A 17,038-nucleotide genomic window follows, 5' to 3' on the forward strand; every position below is an offset into this window, starting at 1 on the left:
TCCTACACGGGATCCCGGAGCTTTTACAGCCAATGCCAGAACCGGCTCCAGAACCCGCGATTCAAATCTTCCTTGCACCCGGCATATTGCCGCGCATACACATCCGAACGGTTCTGCACTTTGCGCGCCGTTGGCATCAGCCAGGCTTTGCTCGCGTAGGTCTTGTTGCGGAATCCGCCCCAGCCTTCGTGGTAGTTGAGGTACTGGTTATAGGCGTCGTACTTGTACACGCCATTGATCGAATAGGTCTTGTCCATGTACCAGCCGACAAAGTCGATGGCGTCGTCGAAGTCTTCGCGATCGGCTCCGCTGCGGCCGGTGCTTTTCTGGTAGTCGGCCCAGACTTCATCTTTGGCTTGCGCATAACCCGAGGCGGTCGAAACGCGGCCCCACGGGATCACCCAGAGCAAGTATTTGCGCGGAGTCTTGGCGTCGTAGCGGTAGCCGGATTCCTGATACATGATCGCGAAGGGCACCTGAATCGGCACGCCCCAGCGTTTTTGCGTGACTTGCGCAGCGTCGTACCAGTCGCTTTTTTCGCGGAAGATTTCGCAAATGTCTTCCGGCGAGCGGGGCGGCGAGGTGCCGCACCCGCTCAGTAGCGTTGCCAGTGTCAGTAGTCCAAGCGTCTGCCTGTAATTCAAAAGCCGTTATCCCGTCGTGCGCAAAAAGGCCGACAGTCTACGCGCTCAGCTCAATTGATGACGATAGGGCAGATCCGGGCCAGTCTTGCTGCAGGTCAGTGCGGCGGCTTGTACGGCGAACTTGAGCATGGCGTCGATCTGCTCGCGAGCGAGTTGCTGCACGCCTTCGACCGAATCCAGACCGTGCTCGGTCAGCCAGGTGATCAGCGCGGCCTGGAAGGTGTCACCGGCGCCAACGGTATCGGCGATCTTCACTGAGGCCGCCGGCACCGACCAGTTGCCATGCTGGCGGCTGAACACACTGGCGCCGTCGCCGCCCCGGGTGAGGAAAACGATCTGGCAGCGATGTTCGAGCCAGCCTTCGATCACCCGTTGCGGGTCCTGTTCGGGGTAGAGCAGGCTCAGGTCTTCGTCGCTGACCTTGATCAGGTCGGCGAGTGGTACCAGCGTCGCGATGCGCTCGCGCCACAGGTCGATATTCGGCTCGGGATTAAGGCGCACGTTGGGGTCGAGGGTGATCAGGCGTTTGCCGCTTTCGCGCTGTACCAGCGTCAGCAAGGTGTCGCCGATCGGCTGCACCACCAGCGAGAATGAGCCAATGTGCAAGCCGCGCACCTCAGCGCTCAGCTCTGGCAGATGCGCAAGACTCAGTTGCCGATCGGCACAGCCTTCACCGCGAAAGCTGTAATGCGGGGAGCCATTGGCACCGACGGCGACCATGGCCAGCGTGGTCGGCGCGGCGAAATCCACCAGATAGTCCGGGCGCACACCTTCATCCTGCAGCACTCGCTGCAAGCGGCGGCCGAGGTAGTCGGTGGACAGCCCGCCGAACAAGGCCGAGTCCACGCCCAGACGGCGCAAACCGACGGCGACGTTGAACGGCGAACCGCCGGCAATCGCCTTGAAATTCACTTTCGAGGCCAGACCGCTGGCGTCGTCTTCACTGAAAAAATCAAACAGGGCTTCGCCACACACCAAATACATAATTGTTTGCTCTTTATAGGGTTGCGACATGCTGTTGATAGCGTTCATAGGCCTGCTGGAACGCCGCGACGTTGGCGGCGATCGGCAGGGTTTCACTGCTTGAATCGAGTTTCACGCAGCGCTGGCACAGATCGGCGAGTGTGTCTTCGTGGCCGTTCGACCAGGATTTGCACCATGCCGCCTGAATCGCTGCGCCGAGGGCGGCGGCTTCGCTTTGTTCGGTGCAGATCACCGGGGTGTTCATGATGTCGGCGACGATCTGCCGCCACACCGCGCTTTTCGAGCCGCCGCCGATCAGGCAAATGCTGCGGCTTTGTAAACCATTCTGGCGGAGCAAATCCAGTCCGTAACGTAGACCGAAGGTGGTGCCTTCGACGGCCGCGCGGCACAGATTGGCCTGGGTCAGGTTATCCAGCGTCAAGCCGTGCAGGCTGCCGGTGGCGTGGGGCAGGGCGGGCACCCGTTCACCGTTGAGGAATGGCAGCATGCTCACGCCGTCGGCGCCGATGGGAGCCTGGGCGACGAGGTCGTTGAACTGCTGCAGATCGAGGTCGAACAACTCGCGAATCGCGCCGGTGGCATTGGTCAGGTTCATGGTGCAGATCAACGGCAACCAGCCGCCGCTGGACGAACAGAAGGTCGCGACCGAAGCGTCCGGGCTGACTTTTGGTACTTCGGAATAGGCGTACACCGTGCCAGAGGAGCCGAGGCTCATGGTGATCGCGCCGGGCTGAATATTGCCGGTGCCGATGGCGCCCATCATGTTGTCGCCGCCACCGCTCGATACCAGCGCGTTGGGGTTGATGCCGAGGTGTTCGGCGATGGCCGGGAGGAGGGTGCCGACGCTTTGGTGCGCATCGATCAGCTCAGGTAGCGCCGCTTGCAGGCGTCCGCTGGCGTCGATGTCGCGCAGCAGTTGCAAGTCCCATTGGCGAGTGCGCACGTTGAAATAGCCGGTGCCGGAAGCGTCACCGTATTCGCTGCAGGCGCGGCCGGTGAGCCAGAAGTTCAGGTAGTCGTGCGGCAGCAGAATGCGTGCGATGCGTGAGAACACCACGGGGTGCTGTTCTTTGGTCCAGAGCAGTTTCGATACGGTGTAGCCGGGTGCGATGACTACGCCGAGGCGTTCCAGCGAGCCTTTTTCACCGCCCAGATGAACCAGCAGGCGGTCGTTTTCGGCGCTGGTTTCGGTGTCGCACCAGAGCTTGGCCGGGCGCAGGACTTCACCTTGATCGTCGAGCAGGACCAGGCCGTGTTGCTGGCCGGAGACGCCGATGCCGAGGATCGACTGGCCGTCGACATTCGCCGCCAGCAATGCCTGGCGGGTGGCGAGGGTGAAGGCTTCCAGCCATTGCTGGGTGTCTTGCTCGCGGCGGCCGTTGGCGCCGCTGATCATTGTGTGTGCGGCGGCGCCTTGGCCGAGGACTTGGCCGCTGATGGCGTCGAGGATGATGGCTTTGGTGCCTTGGGTGCCGCAGTCGATGCCTAGGAACAGTTGTTGTGTTGTCATGTGTGAACCACTCGGGTGTGGTGAAGATCAAGAGCTTACCCCCTCACCCCAGCCCTCTCCCCCAAGGGGGCGAGGGGGAAAGGGAGCCGATCGGGGGGCTGTTCAAAAGCTGAGTTCGACTCCGGTTCTCTCAACCGGGGCTGTTCAAAACCTGAGTTCGACTCCGGACTTTCAGGTCGATGTATTCCGCAAGAACGCCTCGGTCAGTCCCCTCTCCCTCCGGGAGAGGGCTAGGGTGAGGGGCTTTTCAATCCAGAATCCGCTGCAAAGTCCGCGTCACACCTTCTTCGCGCAAACTGTTGCAGCACCACTCAAACGCCGCGACAAACTCCGCCGAACGCGGAATCACCGTGCCAAAAATCTCCTCAACCGCCAACAACCGCTGCGTGATTAAAGCATCATCCTCCACCAACGCCTGACAAAACGCCGCGCGCGGATCCGGGATCGAATAGGTATCACCATTCTCATCGACCCCCTTCAAATACAACGCCCACGCAGCGACCACCAGAGCCGCACGCTTGGTCTCCTGCCCATCGGCAATCAACCGGTTGATGGTAGGAATAGTGAACTTGGGAAACTTCGACGAGCCGTCTGAACACACCCGCTCCAGCTGATCGGCAATCGCCTGATTGGAAAAACGCGCCACCAATGTGTTTTTGTAATCCGTCAGATCAATGCCCGGCACCGGCGCCAGTTGCGGGGTCACGTCCAGATCCATATAGGCGCGCATGTAACGCACGAACAGCGGATCGTTCATGGTTTCGTGAACAAACCGATAACCCTTCAAAAAGCCCAGATAGGTCAACGCCAGGTGGCTGCCATTGAGCAGTTTGATCTTCATTTCTTCGTAGGGCGAAACATCGTCGGTGAACTGCACGCCGACCTTTTCCCAGGCCGGGCGCCCGTTGACGAATTTGTCCTCCAATACCCACTGCACAAACGGTTCGCAGACCACCGGCCAGGCGTCATCGACGCCATGTTTATCGGCCAGTTGCAGGCGATGCGCGGTGCTGGTCATTGGGGTGATGCGGTCGACCATGGCATTGGGGAAACTGACGTTGGCGTCGATCCAGCTGCACAGGTTGCTGTTACGCAGTGTGGCAAACGCCAGCAGCGCCTTGCGCGTCACGGCGCCGTTGTGCGGCAGGTTATCGCAAGACATCACGGTAAACGCCGGGATACCCGCCGCGCGGCGTTTTTCCAGGGCTGCACACAAGAAACCGAACACGGTTTTTGGCGCCTCGGGATGGGCCAGATCATGCTGAATCTGCGGCAGGTGCGCCATGAATTCGCCGTTGCTGTCGTCGATGCAGTAACCGCCCTCGGTGATGGTCAGCGAGACGATGCGGATCTGCGGATCGGCGAGTTTCTCGATCAATGCCTGCGCGCCGTCCTCGGCCAGCAGCATGTCGCGAATCGCGCCGATCACGCGCACTTCGGTGTCGTCGCTGTCACCGAGTTCGAACAGCGTGAACAGGTAATCCTGCTCCTTGAGATCGTCGCGGGCGCGGCGGTCCTCAGTGCGCAGGCCGACGCCGCAAATCGCCCAGTCGAGGGCTTTGCCGGTGTTCATCAGCGCATCGGTGTAATACGCCTGATGTGCGCGATGAAAGCCGCCGACGCCGATGTGGGCGATGCCTTGGCGCGTGTCGTTGAGGCTGTAGGCCGGCAGTTGCACTTCGCTGGCCAGACGATGGAGATTTTGTTGATTGAGTTTCATCGGGAGTTCTCGAAATCAGGCCGCAGCGCGCAGCGGACGGGTCAACGCGATACCTTCGGCATCGAATAAATGGCACTGAGCCGCGTCCAGGTGCAGGCTCAATTGTTCGCCGTAACGGCTGGCCAGATCACCGCGCACGCGCATGGTCAGGGCTTCGCCGGCGTTGGTGGTGACGTGGCAGAAGGTGTCGCTGCCCAGGCGTTCGCTGACGTCAGCGGTGACTTGCAGGGTGCAGTCGCCCGGTTGTGCGAGTTCCAGATGTTCCGGGCGAATGCCGAGGGTCACGGCGCTGCCGACACTCAAATTGGCGGTGTTGAAGGGCAGGGTGATGCGCGTACCAGCGTCCAGCGAGACTTCGCAGCTCTGGCCGTCGACGCGGGCAATCTTGCCTTTGAGGAAGCCCATTTTCGGCGTGCCGAGGAACCCGGCGACGAAGAGGTTCGCCGGGTTGTGATACAGGTCCAGCGGCGAGCCGACCTGTTCGATCTTGCCGCCATTGAGTACCACGACTTTATCGGCCATGGTCATCGCTTCGACCTGATCGTGGGTCACGTAGATCATCGTCGCTTGCAGGTCTTTGTGCAGGCGCAGCAGCTCAAGGCGCATCTGCACGCGCAGCGCGGCGTCGAGGTTGGACAACGGTTCGTCGAAGAGGAAGATTTTCGGATTGCGCACGATGGCGCGACCAATCGCCACGCGTTGACGCTGGCCACCGGAGAGTTGTTTTGGCTTGCGCTCAAGCATCGGCCCGAGTTCGAGAATGCGCGCCGCTTCACCGACTTTCTTCTCGACTTCGGCTTTCGGTACGCCTGCGAGGTCGAGGGCGAACGACATGTTCTTTTTCACGGTCATGTGCGGGTACAGCGCGTAGGTCTGGAACACCATCGCCAGATCGCGCTTGGCCGGGCTGACTTCGGTGATGTCGCGGCCATCGAGTTCGATGGTGCCGTCGCTGACTTCTTCCAGACCGGCGATCAGCCGCAGCAGGGTGGATTTGCCGCAGCCCGACGGGCCGACGAAGACCACGAATTCCTTGTCGTTCACCTCAAGGTCGATGCCTTTGATGATGGAGAAACCTTCGAAGCCTTTTTGCAGATTCTTGATTTTCAGGTTAGCCATGAGGATGGGCCTCCGCAATTTATTATTCAGTTGAATCGAACGCGTTTTTGTAGGAGCGAGCCTGCTCGCGATAGCGGAGTGTCATTCAACAATGATGGCGACTGACACGGCCTCATCGCGAGCAGGCTCACTCCTACAGGGGGATGTGTCGGGTTCGGGATCTTCATTTCACGGCACCGAAGGAGAGGCCGCGCACCAGTTGCTTCTGGCTGATCCAGCCGAAGATCAGGATCGGCGCACACGCCAGGGTCGAGACTGCCGACAACTTGGCCCAGAACAAGCCTTCCGGACTTGAATACGAGGCGATCAACGCGGTCAGTGGCGCGGCTTTCGACGAGGTCAGGTTCAGCGACCAGAACGCCTCGTTCCAGCACAGAATCAGCGAAAGCAGCACGGTCGAGGCGAGGCCGCCCTTGGCAATCGGCAACAGCACGCGGACCATTTCCTGCCACAGCGTGGCGCCGTCGAGGCGGGCGGCTTCGAGGATGTCTTTGGGGATGTCCTTGAAGTAGGTGTAAACCATCCAGACCACGATCGGCAGGTTGATCAGCGTGTAGATCACGATCAGCGCGATGCGTGTATCGAGCAGGCCGAAACTCTTCGCCAGCAGGTAGATCGGCATCAGCACGCCCACCGGCGGCAGCATCTTGGTCGAGAGCATCCACAGCAGCGTGCCTTTGGTGCGCTGGGTTTCGTAGAACGCCATCGAGTAAGCGGCGGGCACCGCGATCAGCAGGCACAACGCGGTGGCGCTAAAGGAAATCACCACCGAGTTCCAGGCGAAACTGAAGTAGTCGCTGCGCTCATTGATGTGCAGGTAGTTCTCCAGCGTCGGCGTGAAGATGAACTGCGGCGGCGTGGCGAACGCGTCGATTTCGGTTTTGAAACTGGTCATCACCATCCACAAGATCGGGAAGAAAATCACGATCGCGATGGCCCAGGCCAGGGTGCCGAGCAGCAGGCTTTGCAGCCGGCGGGATTGTTGAAGAGTCATGGCAGGCCTCAGGCTTTGTCAGTCAGGTTTTTGCCGATCATCCGCACCAGAATGATCGCGGCGATGTTGGCGATGACCACGGCAATCAAGCCGCCCGCCGAGGCCATGCCGACGTCGAACTGCACCAGCGCCTGGTTGTAGATCAGGTAGGCGAGGTTGGTCGAGGCGTAGCCGGGGCCGCCGTTGGTGGTGGTGAAAATCTCGGCGAACACCGACAGCAGGAAGATCGTTTCGATCATCACCACCACAGCAATCGGCCGCGCCAGATGCGGCAGGGTCAGGTGCCAGAAGATCGCGATCGGCCCGGCACCGTCGAGGCGCGCGGCTTCTTTTTGTTCCTGGTCGAGGGACTGCATCGCGGTCATCAGGATCAGGATGGCGAAGGGCAGCCACTGCCACGAAACAATGATGATGATCGACAGCAGCGGGTAGTGCGCCAGCCAGTCCACCGGTTGCGCGCCGAACAGTTTCCAGACGTAGGCGAGAATCCCCGAGACCGGATGGAAGATCAGGTTCTTCCAGATCAGCGCACCGACCGTGGGCATGATGAAGAACGGCGAGATCAGCATGACCCGGACGATGCCGCGACCAAGGAATTCACTGGCCTCCAGCAATGCACTGATCAATACGCCCAACACCACACTGATCAGCAAAACGCTACCGACCAGCAACAGCGTGTTGGTGGCACCGGGCATGAAGCCCGAGTCGGTCAGAAAGTAGGTGAAGTTCTCAAGCCCGACGAACTCGTTTTCGCCGGGGTAGAGCAGGTTGTAGCGGATCATCGAGAAGTAGATGGTCATGCCCAGCGGCACGATCATCCACAGCAGCAACAGGGCCACCGAAGGGCTGACCAGAAACCAGCCGGGATTGCGTACGCGGACCTTGCGCGCAGGTGGCGACAGGTCGAGGTGGGCTTTGGCAGTTGAAGTATTCATGGCGATCACAACCGAGTCATACAGACCTATGAAGATCTAATGTAGGAGTGAGCCTGCTCGCGATAGCGGTTTTCCATCCAACACCGTCGGTGACTGATACACCGCTATCGCGAGCAGGCTCACTCCTACAAAAGGCAGGAGCGAGCTGTTGCGGTTACTTGGGATAACCGGCGCGCTTCATCTCGCGTTCAGTGGTTTGCTGCGCGGCGGTCAGAGCTTGATCCACCGTGGTCTGGCCGATCAGCGCTGCCGAGAACAGCTTGCCAACCTGGGTGCCCACGGCCTGGAACTCAGGAATGGTCACCAGTTGAATGCCAATGTACGGCACCGGTTTCAGCGTCGGTTTGCTCGGGTCAGCCGCTTTCAACGATTCCAGCGTGACCTTGGCGAACGGCGCGGCGCTCATGTAAGCGTCGCTGTAGGTCGAGGCGCGGGTGCCCGGCGGAACGTTGGCGATGCCGTCAGTTTTGGCCACCAACTCACCGTATTCCTTGGAAGTTGCCCAGGCGCTGAACTCTTTCGCTGCATCCTTGGCTTTGGAACTGGTCGGAATCGCCAGCGCCCAGGAGTACAGCCAGGCCGAACCTTTGTCAGTCACTTGATGCGGGGCGAAGGTGAAGCCGACGTGATCGGCGACTTTGCTTTGAGTTTTGTCGGTAACGAACGAACCGGCGACGCTGGCATCGACCCACATTGCGCATTTGCCGCTGTTGAACAGTGCGAGGTTTTCGTTGAAACCGTTGCTGGAAGCGCCCGGCGGGCCAGATTTCTTCATGGTGTCGACGTAGAAGTTCAGCGCGTTTTTCCACTCAGGGCCGCTGAATTCCGGTTTCCACTGCTCATCGAACCAGCGCGCGCCATAGGCGTTGGCGACGGTGGTGATCAGCGCCATGTTCTCGCCCCAACCGGCCTTGCCGCGCAGGCAGATGCCGTACTGCTCTTTGTCTTTATTGGTGAGTTTTTCGGCGAAGCCGGCGATCTGTTCCCAGGTCGGACGCTCGGGCATGGTCAGCCCGGCATCCTTGAACAGGTCGGTGCGGTAATAGGTGATCGAGCTTTCCGCGTAGAACGGCAAGGCGTACAGCGAACCCTTGACTGACAGGCCTTCACGCACCGACGGGAACACGTCGTCGAGGGCGTAACTGGCCGGCAGATCCTTCATCGGTTCCAGCCAGCCTTTGGCGCCCCACAGTGCCGCTTCGTACATGCCGATGGTCAACACGTCGAACTGCCCGCCCTGAGTGGCGATGTCGGTGGTCAGGCGTTGGCGCAGGACGTTTTCTTCCAGCACGACCCAATTGAGTTTGATGTCCGGATGCTCGGTCTCGAAGGTTTTCGAGAGCTTTTGCATGCGGATCATGTCGCTGTTGTTGACGGTGGCGATGGTCAGGGTCTGGGCGCCAAGGCTGACGCTGCTGAGGGTCATGCAGGTGAGGGCAAGCAGAGCTTTTGCAGTCGGTTGCATCGTGCACTCCTTTTCTGCACCCAGCGGGTTACAGAAGGACAGTTATTGTTTTTGTGTCTTCCTGTGCAGGAAGAATGTGCGCTGATTACAGCCTTCAATTGCAGGACTGACAAATCATCCCTAGCACTTTTGTCGATACTTTTTTGCACTGGGCTTTGGTGTGGTGAATGCAAGGCAGGGCTTTCCAGCGTCGAGGTGCTATCGAATGCGTACAGGTTTCTGATGCCGACACAGCCCCTTGTAGGAGTGAGCCTGCTCGCGATAGCGGAATGTCAGCCAACATTTCTGCAAGCTGTCACACCGCTATCGCGAGCAGGCTCACTCCTACAGGGGAATTGGGTTGTCAGTGGTGGTTCTGTTCAGTCAGGCGCTGCACCGCGAGCCGGCGGTAATGCGACGGCGTCATACCTTTGAGCTGCTGAAAGCGCCGATTGAAATTGGAAATATTGTTGAAGCCGGATTCGAAACACACCTCGGTCACCGGTTTGTCACCATCAGCCAGCAGCTCGCAGGATTTGCTGATGCGCAGGCGATTGACGAACTCGATGAAATTGCGCCCCGTGGCCTGCTTGAATACACGACTGAAATAAGTCGGCGTCATGCCCAGATGGTCGGCGACTTCTTCCAGCGAAATATCCCGGGCGTAGTGGCTGAAGATGTAATCGACCGCCCGGTTGGTGCGATCGATGTTGTGCTCATCGGCGAGTTGCGGGGTGGTGGCGCCGGACAACAACTGGAAATCATCGCTGGCGGCAAGCAACTCCATCAGGATGAAAAAGTGCCCGAGGCGGGTGATGCCCTTGCTGTCGGCGATTCGCTGCATGAGCGTCATGGCCTGGCGGATGGTACGCTTGCAGCGAAACTCGATGCCGTACTGCGCACGTTCCAGCAGGGGCGCCAGGGTTTTCAGTTCGGCAAACACCTGATGGCCACTCTCGAACAGCTCGTCGGTGAAGTTGACCAGCATGTCGCGCTTCTCAACGACCTCGTCCTCGGCCACCTGGCTGATCCAGTTGTGCGGCAAGTTAGGGCCGGTGAGAAACAGGGTTTCGGGGTAAAAATTGCCGATGTAGTCGCCGATGAACACCTTGCCGGAGCTGGCGACGATCAGGTGCAGCTCGTATTCCTTGTGGAAATGCCAGCGCACCAGCGGGCATGGAAAACCGTGCTGGCGGTAGATGATGGACAACCCGTTATGGTCATCCATCAACTCGTATGAAGGGTCGGTCACGCGGGCGGTTCGGGTCATGGCGGGGCGCTTTTTTTGTTCTCGCCGCCGATCATGCCTCTTTCCGGTCCGTTTGTGCCAGTAGGTAAAGTTGGCCGATCAGGCGTTACGCTGACGCACCTTGTTCAGGTTGGCTGCGCGGCAAAACTCGACAATGCGCGACTCTTCGATGAAATCAACATTGATGATATTGCACTGTTGCGCCCAGTCACTTTTCGCAGGGTCAAACCAGACGTCAAGATCGCTATGAATATCCACCGGCCCGCCGGCGATACTGTAGCTGGTTGCTGATAAAGACCAAGGGGCCCAGACGCTGAAAGAATTCTCCAGTACGTTGCCGATGAACTGTTGTAACTCTTTCGCAGTGGTAATGTCTTTTCCGGACCATTGGTGATTGATCGAATCGATAAAGACACCGCTGTGAAGAGCCTGATGAGAGCGCGCCGCAACCAAAACCCGCTGCATGGGGCTGATGCGTTTTAGTTGTTCCAGACTAAGCGAGCGGTTGCCTCTCGGTATCAGTCGTTCACCCAGAAAACGAATGATTATTTCGTTGAAGTATTTGAAGTCGAAGTTGCTGCCTGCCAAATCATGGAAGTCGACAATGATGAACTCGTCAGGGTTTTTAGCGAGAAAATCGTTGATGTCGGTTACCAGATGTCCTAGCGTCCGGGAGTTGCGGTGTCCACCGTGATGCATGGGGAATTTACCGAGACCCTCGGCGTTTTGATCGTAGGTCAAACGTATGTCGAGAACTCTGGAACCGTTTCGAAGCTGGCTGTAGAACGTATCGTGCTGACACGCCAGCCAGTGGCGCGGCGGGCCGAAAAAAGGGTAAGAGGCTTTCCAGTCAGTGCCAGCGTTGTGTGTGCCCGGCAAGGTCAGTTCGAAAAGCGACAGGGTATCGATAGCGGGTGTCGCCGTCATCCATTGATGATTGCTGTATTGAGTGTTCATTGTTTTACCTGCATTAACTTGTTTAGAGGCGCGCTACCGTCATGATTTAGATAAGTAGCGCTTGCAGGTTTTTATAAGGGCAGGCGTTGTATGTTGGCAATATTAAAATTGATGCTGGTTGTTTTTGTTATTTTGATATTGATTTAATGTTGGTTCGGCTGTTGTTTTTTTATAGAGGTTTATCTTTTGTGGTATGACGATTCTTTGCTTCGATCCATTGCGACATATATTGAGTGCTTTTATGTGAGTGATGGCGAAGCATGCTGCCCGTAAAGTTCTTGGCTCTGAGTTCCTGCAAGTTTAGTTGGCAATAACGCAGTTTCTCTATCAGCGCCAAACCATGTACTGACTGTGGGTAGCGTTGTTTCAATAGCGTATATCCTGCCAGACGGGCTTCCTGCCAACGCGCCTCGTTCTGGTAAAGCGCAACGGCATTGTTGGCGAATTCGATTGCACTGCTCGTGACACAGCCTGGCCAGGTCTGATCGCCGTGCATGCCCTCGGCGCCAACCGGTGTGGTGACGCTAGGCGTGCCGCACAGCATGGCATCGACCAGTTTGCCCTTGATCCCGGCCCCAAAGCGCAGCGGCGCCAAACAGACGCGGGCGGCAGACATGACCTGCAATGCATCTTCGGCCCAGTTCATGATGTGGAAACCGTCGCTGGCGTTATGCAGCGCGGTGGCTTTTGGCGGCGTATAAGCGCCGTAGATGTGCAGTTGTGCCTGGGGCAATTGCTGGCGAATCAGCGGCCAGATCGTGGTTTTCATCCATAGCACGGCATCCCAGTTGGGCGCATGACGGAAGTTGCCGATGCTCAGGAAGTTCGCCCGATCTGCAAAGTTTGCAGAGGTGGCCGCAGGCGGGTCGATCATTAACGGGCACCAGTGCAGCAACTGTCGAGGCAAACCGAACTGTTCGATCAACAGCTGGATTTCCACTTCGGAGATCATCAGGTTCAGATCGCAGCGATACAGCGCAGCGATTTCGCGTTTGGCCAGATCGGTCTCGGCCATCAGCCCGAATTCGTCGCGCAGGTCTGGAGCAAATACATCACTGAAATCATTCTGGTCCGGATTGACCTTGAGACGAGACTTCAGACGCTGATGACGCGCATGTCGCAGGCTTTGCAGGTCCGACGTTTCCAGCACTCGCAGGGCCTGAGGGCAGTATTTTTCCACCCGCCAGCCGAACTGCTCCTCCATCATGAACTGGTCGAACAAAACGATGTCCGGCGCCAGTTCGCTGATGAAGTGATCAAAGCTGCTGTTGTTGAGTTCGATGGCGACTTCGCGGATGCCGAGTGCGGCAAGATCCGCCTTGTGCTCGCCTGGGCCGGCCGGGCTGCTGAAGGTGATGTCCCAACCCTGTTGCAGGAATGTTTCGAGGATCTGCATGACGTGCCCGCTCGCCGCTGAGGAGCGTGGTTCTGGCCAGACGTAACCGATGACCAGGACTTTGGTAGCGACGGGTTGAATCATGGACAACATTCCTTCACGACAAACGAGGGGTAAAAAAGGGCGCAATTAAACCACAGGGGTAAGGCATGCGCCCGATTGTCAAAAATACCCTTCAATACCGCAGCTCGGCATTATGCGTAAACCGGCTTTAGAAATGCGGGGTCGCCAGATTCAGCAGGAGCGGCCCGTTCAGAAATTCCCCTGCTTCTTTACTGTCTATGGCATGCCGGAGGGTGGCAAGGTTAAACACAAAGGTGGCCCGATGGGTCCGGCTCTGATCGATCAGCGCGACCGCCACTGCATAGGATTCAGCATTGATCAATGCTGGGTGGTCCTGTACGAATTTCGGCCAGCTGTTGATATTCGCCTTGAACTCTTTGAAGCCATCAGGTACCGCAAAAGCGTTGTGAGGGTTGTACAGATTACCCGGGTTTGCTCGGTGAGGATTTCGAGCGAAGTCCATCAAGCCTACCGCATCGTATTCTGCCGGGATGACACCGGCGTGGACTTCTCCGTAGTAGAAATCAAGCGTGCCTGGCGTACCGTGAGACATTTCGTGGACAAGCACATCGCCCATCCGGGCATCGTCGTACCTGGCCACTCGGTACCATTCATCCAGTTGATCAGGATAGATCGCAAGGAACTTTGTCGCGTTGTCATTCAGGTGTGTACCCGCTTCAACACTGGCTTTCCAGTTTCCATAGGTCGTGGTTTTTAACGCGGCGAGTGTATCGTTGCCACGTTGACGAAAAGACATATGGCGTGGGCTCAGCAATTCGAGATCCCTGCGCATCGCCCGCAAATTCTTTCTCACGTAGTTGATGGCTTCGTCCGAATCCGTACCAAAAACGTACTTGAAAACAGACCTGACGTCGTCATTTTCGATCTGCGACAGTAGTTGGAGTGTGTTGTCCAGTTTGCCCTGAGCAAGGGGCGTGGCTCTTTTCAAGTAGGCTTTTGTGTAACTCCACGGCGTTGTTCGTTTGAATAGCCTGAAGAATGAAAACTTCTCTCGCGGCCTGATGTTGTTCAGAGCCGGCCCCCAGGCCTCGCCCCGTAAGTTCAGCGCAAACCATTCATCATTGTGTCGTGTCGCCCAGACCTGAACGAGGTCATCGGACGCTTGCGCAGGTCGCCAGTCGGCGAGGCGAATCGTGTCTGGATCAATCGTCGCGGCCAAGTGGCGTTGAGGGGGAGTGCCCGACCATTTACGGGCATCGGACAGCACATTTTCCAGCTCGGCGAAACCTTTGTTGAATCCCTTGCGCAACAGTTTCCCCCCCTTGAACAGCAGGTCGGGTACGCCGTCCAGTGGGTTGAATACATTATTGACCAGCCCCAGACCCACTTTGGCCAGTGCGCTGGCTTTGGTGGCAACGGTCATGGTTTTGGCGACGATGCTGACAACCTGAGCAACGGCACCGACGACCAGCAAAATAGTCATCGCCGCTTCCAGCGCACACGCCCCAGCCCCTTGAACTTGTCGCTCGACATCGTCCGAACTCAAGTCTTCGATACAGGATTTGAACGGCACCACGAAATTAAGAAAGGTGTCCAGTTCCGCTTCCCGTTTGGCGCGAACAGCCTCCAGGCGAGTCTGCCCCCAACATTCTCTGACCAATTCATCAAAGGTAGCGATCGGTCGGTGCTTGAGTACGAAATTCGTCAACGAGTCGAATTCGGTCGAGTAGAAACTCTGGTAATAACCTTTGATTTCTTCGGGGGGCGCAGATGCCGGCAACTGCCCGATCTTATCGATCACGCCCGAACTGACGTCAACGAGGCCGGGCGGTACGCCATGGGTATAACACTCGATATTCGTCGGCAGTGGATGCACTGTCGCTGGCAGCGAGTAGCCTGTAGCGTCGCTGCGTACGCTGGTACTCAGCAGGTTTTCTTTTTCAATCAGCGCGGCCAACTGTGGGTTTTCGCGACAGGTGCCGTGCAGAGTAAAAAGTTCGTAACAGGTCATCCGGCCTTCGAACTCGGAACAAAGGACCACACCATAGCGACCCTTTGACTCTTCTATTTCTTTATGACTTTCCGTCGGTTTGCGTGAGGTGGCACCCAGGACTGAGTAAAGGGTCGACGATAGGGGATTGGTTGACACGCCGGCGGGCGTCTGGAGTTTGGCAACGGAGGGTCTGAGACTGAAAATCGTCACCTTGCCTTTCAGCAAGCGCGTTCTGTCTGCAATAGGCATTGCGCAAAACGCCTGCTTCAAGTGCGTGCCCATTGCCTTCATGTGCGTCAGGTAATCGCGATTGAACTGTCGATGAAACTCCCCGTCTGGCGCAATCAGATTCGGCAGCATGCGAGGGAACGCGGTGTAGATGCTTTCTCCTTTCTTCACGTCCCATTCCTGGGTCGCCAGGTCATTGGACATGTGCAGTTCTACCGGCGATAGATAAACCCGCTCGCCATAGGCATCTGCCCACACCGCATTTTTCTTCTGATACATGACGTCATGTTCCAGATAGCTGCAGCCTTTGGCGACCTGCTTGAGGATGTCCAGTGAAATACTTCTGCGGGTAGGCAATGGGCGGGTCAGAGTTTCGGCCGTCTCGGCGAGTGTTCCGGCAAACCGGGCGTAAGCAACGGACGCTTTTTCCAGGGCGCTCGGGATCGATTTCGCTACGTCATCCGCAGTGATGATTTTGTTGAGTACCGCCCAATCAATTACCGCGTCGCCTGCCGCCAGTGCGTCGAGTGTTTTGCCGAATCCTGAAACCGGACCCTGCTTCGATAGTGCTTGCAAACGGGTATAGGTCATCGAGCGTGTCGACCCCGGCGCGATGGTTTCCTGCACTGCGACGATTCGGCAGAATTCGACCCACTGCGGGGTCCCCAACGCCAGGGTTGTCGGCAGATCTTTCACCAGAAATTCCGGCGCGGCCTCCGCGAGCAACAAGTGAGCGGCCAACGCTGCATTTTTTTCGCTGATCCGGTGATGCTGGATGAGGTGCTGTTCGAATGCTGTCTGAACGTCGGCGAAAGATTTCTCAATATGCTCGACGGCGTATAAATCGAAACCTGCCACCCGATTACGCGGCTCTGACTCACCGATGCGAGGATGAAGATCGAGCAGCAGGGAAGTCAGCATCAACTGCTTGAGTGATTCATCTGATTGTGGCTGATTTTCTCGCGCACCATACCAGTCCAGATCGCGCACATAGGCCTTGGCCCATTCAAGAGCAATGGGACTGGAAACCAGTCGTTCAAGAACAGGCTCAGCTTCCGAGCGTTTGAACGGTGTCGCCTGCCCGCCAAAGATGCTGTGCGACAGGTGCTCCAGTAGCGACTGCCCCTTCAAGTAACTCGTGATGAGTCTACGGAATTCGTTACGTTGATCCGCAGAAAGCGTGACCGCGTTGTCGACTCCAGACTTGATCATTTCCCAATAGTTACCAAACAATGGTGCCACTGGAGGCGGTAGCTCCATGAATACTGTTAGCCTGGAACATTCAGCGGCGGTTTGGGGGATCAGAAAATCATGAAATTTCAGCCATTGTCCCAGCTCGATTTGTTCAGCCAGGGAAATACTGCCTCCGGCTAGCTCCGCCATTTCAACAAGTGTCAAAAAGTCATCTTTGAGGTTGGGGGCAAGTTTAAATGCGTTGGCAAACTCCAGGGTGTTTCCCGAGTGAGTTGCATGTATTTCACCTTTTGCCGTCACTGCAAAATGTGAGTCATCAGGAAGTTTCAACGTAGCCGTGAGTTTTTTGAAGGCCTCCTGCTCACACAGCCTCTGCAGCATTTTCCGGCCAGGTTGCAACGCGCGCTCAAGCGTTGAGCCGGATTCGAGTGTAAGGGTTGCGCCTGCCAGAGAAATAGCTTGCGAGGGGCTGGCCTTGTCTTGGCGCTGTTTTAATTTGTATATGACTTCCAAGCGTTCGGCGTGGTCGAGTTGAGTGTGGCGAACGGGATTCAAGAAATCTTCGTGAGTTGCCCGGTTTATGTTGGTGATGTTCATGAGAAATCCATTTGTCTGATGTGCTGGATATCCTCATTTGTTATTTGTTG

At 57.4% G+C, this 17,038-nt stretch carries 12 protein-coding genes; all 12 read right to left on the minus strand.

All coding sequences use genetic code 11. The features are described from left to right. Positions 1 to 23 precede the first annotated feature (23 nt). Positions 24 to 644 carry a hypothetical protein gene (locus tag ACI514_RS09025; RefSeq protein ID WP_007912129.1) on the minus strand — a complete coding sequence of 207 codons (621 nt, stop codon included), beginning with the start codon at positions 642 to 644 and terminating at the stop codon, positions 24 to 26. A 45-nt stretch (positions 645 to 689) separates the two neighbouring features. Then, positions 690 to 1,628 carry a carbohydrate kinase gene (locus tag ACI514_RS09030; protein WP_405123575.1) on the minus strand — a complete coding sequence of 313 codons (939 nt, stop codon included), beginning with the start codon at positions 1,626 to 1,628 and terminating at the stop codon, positions 690 to 692. Between the two features lie 13 nt (positions 1,629 to 1,641). Then, entirely contained in the window at positions 1,642 to 3,138 is a 1,497-nt protein-coding gene (gene xylB / locus ACI514_RS09035) for a xylulokinase (protein ID WP_405123576.1), read from the minus strand. Between the two features lie 247 nt (positions 3,139 to 3,385). Continuing rightward, positions 3,386 to 4,858, minus strand: coding sequence for a mannitol dehydrogenase family protein (locus tag ACI514_RS09040; protein ID WP_405123577.1), 1,473 nt, complete (start codon positions 4,856 to 4,858; stop codon positions 3,386 to 3,388). Positions 4,859 to 4,873: 15 nt separating this feature from the next. Then, complete coding sequence (locus ACI514_RS09045; RefSeq protein ID WP_331695689.1) at positions 4,874 to 5,977, minus strand: sn-glycerol-3-phosphate ABC transporter ATP-binding protein UgpC; 1,104 nt, start codon at positions 5,975 to 5,977, stop codon at positions 4,874 to 4,876. A 163-nt stretch (positions 5,978 to 6,140) separates the two neighbouring features. Next, complete coding sequence (locus ACI514_RS09050; RefSeq protein WP_095120887.1) at positions 6,141 to 6,971, minus strand: carbohydrate ABC transporter permease; 831 nt, start codon at positions 6,969 to 6,971, stop codon at positions 6,141 to 6,143. Positions 6,972 to 6,979: 8 nt separating this feature from the next. After that, a complete protein-coding gene (locus tag ACI514_RS09055) occupies positions 6,980 to 7,906 on the minus strand; it encodes a carbohydrate ABC transporter permease (protein WP_160058062.1) in 927 nt (308 codons plus the stop codon). Between the two features lie 154 nt (positions 7,907 to 8,060). Then, positions 8,061 to 9,371, minus strand: coding sequence for a sugar ABC transporter substrate-binding protein (locus ACI514_RS09060; RefSeq protein WP_160058060.1), 1,311 nt, complete (start codon positions 9,369 to 9,371; stop codon positions 8,061 to 8,063). Between the two features lie 343 nt (positions 9,372 to 9,714). Next, positions 9,715 to 10,620: an AraC family transcriptional regulator gene (locus ACI514_RS09065; RefSeq protein ID WP_160058058.1), complete on the minus strand. Its 906-nt coding sequence runs from the start codon at positions 10,618 to 10,620 to the stop codon at positions 9,715 to 9,717. Between the two features lie 78 nt (positions 10,621 to 10,698). Further along, a complete protein-coding gene (locus tag ACI514_RS09070; RefSeq protein ID WP_160058057.1) occupies positions 10,699 to 11,556 on the minus strand; it encodes a phosphatidylinositol-specific phospholipase C domain-containing protein in 858 nt (285 codons plus the stop codon). Between the two features lie 169 nt (positions 11,557 to 11,725). Beyond that, a complete protein-coding gene (locus ACI514_RS09075; RefSeq protein ID WP_405123578.1) occupies positions 11,726 to 13,036 on the minus strand; it encodes a glycosyltransferase in 1,311 nt (436 codons plus the stop codon). Between the two features lie 127 nt (positions 13,037 to 13,163). Beyond that, positions 13,164 to 16,988: a hypothetical protein gene (locus ACI514_RS09080; protein ID WP_405123579.1), complete on the minus strand. Its 3,825-nt coding sequence runs from the start codon at positions 16,986 to 16,988 to the stop codon at positions 13,164 to 13,166. Positions 16,989 to 17,038: the final 50 nt, after the last annotated feature.

It is taken from the genome of Pseudomonas sp. M20 (assembly GCF_045037865.1).
Lineage (GTDB): Bacteria > Pseudomonadota > Gammaproteobacteria > Pseudomonadales > Pseudomonadaceae > Aquipseudomonas.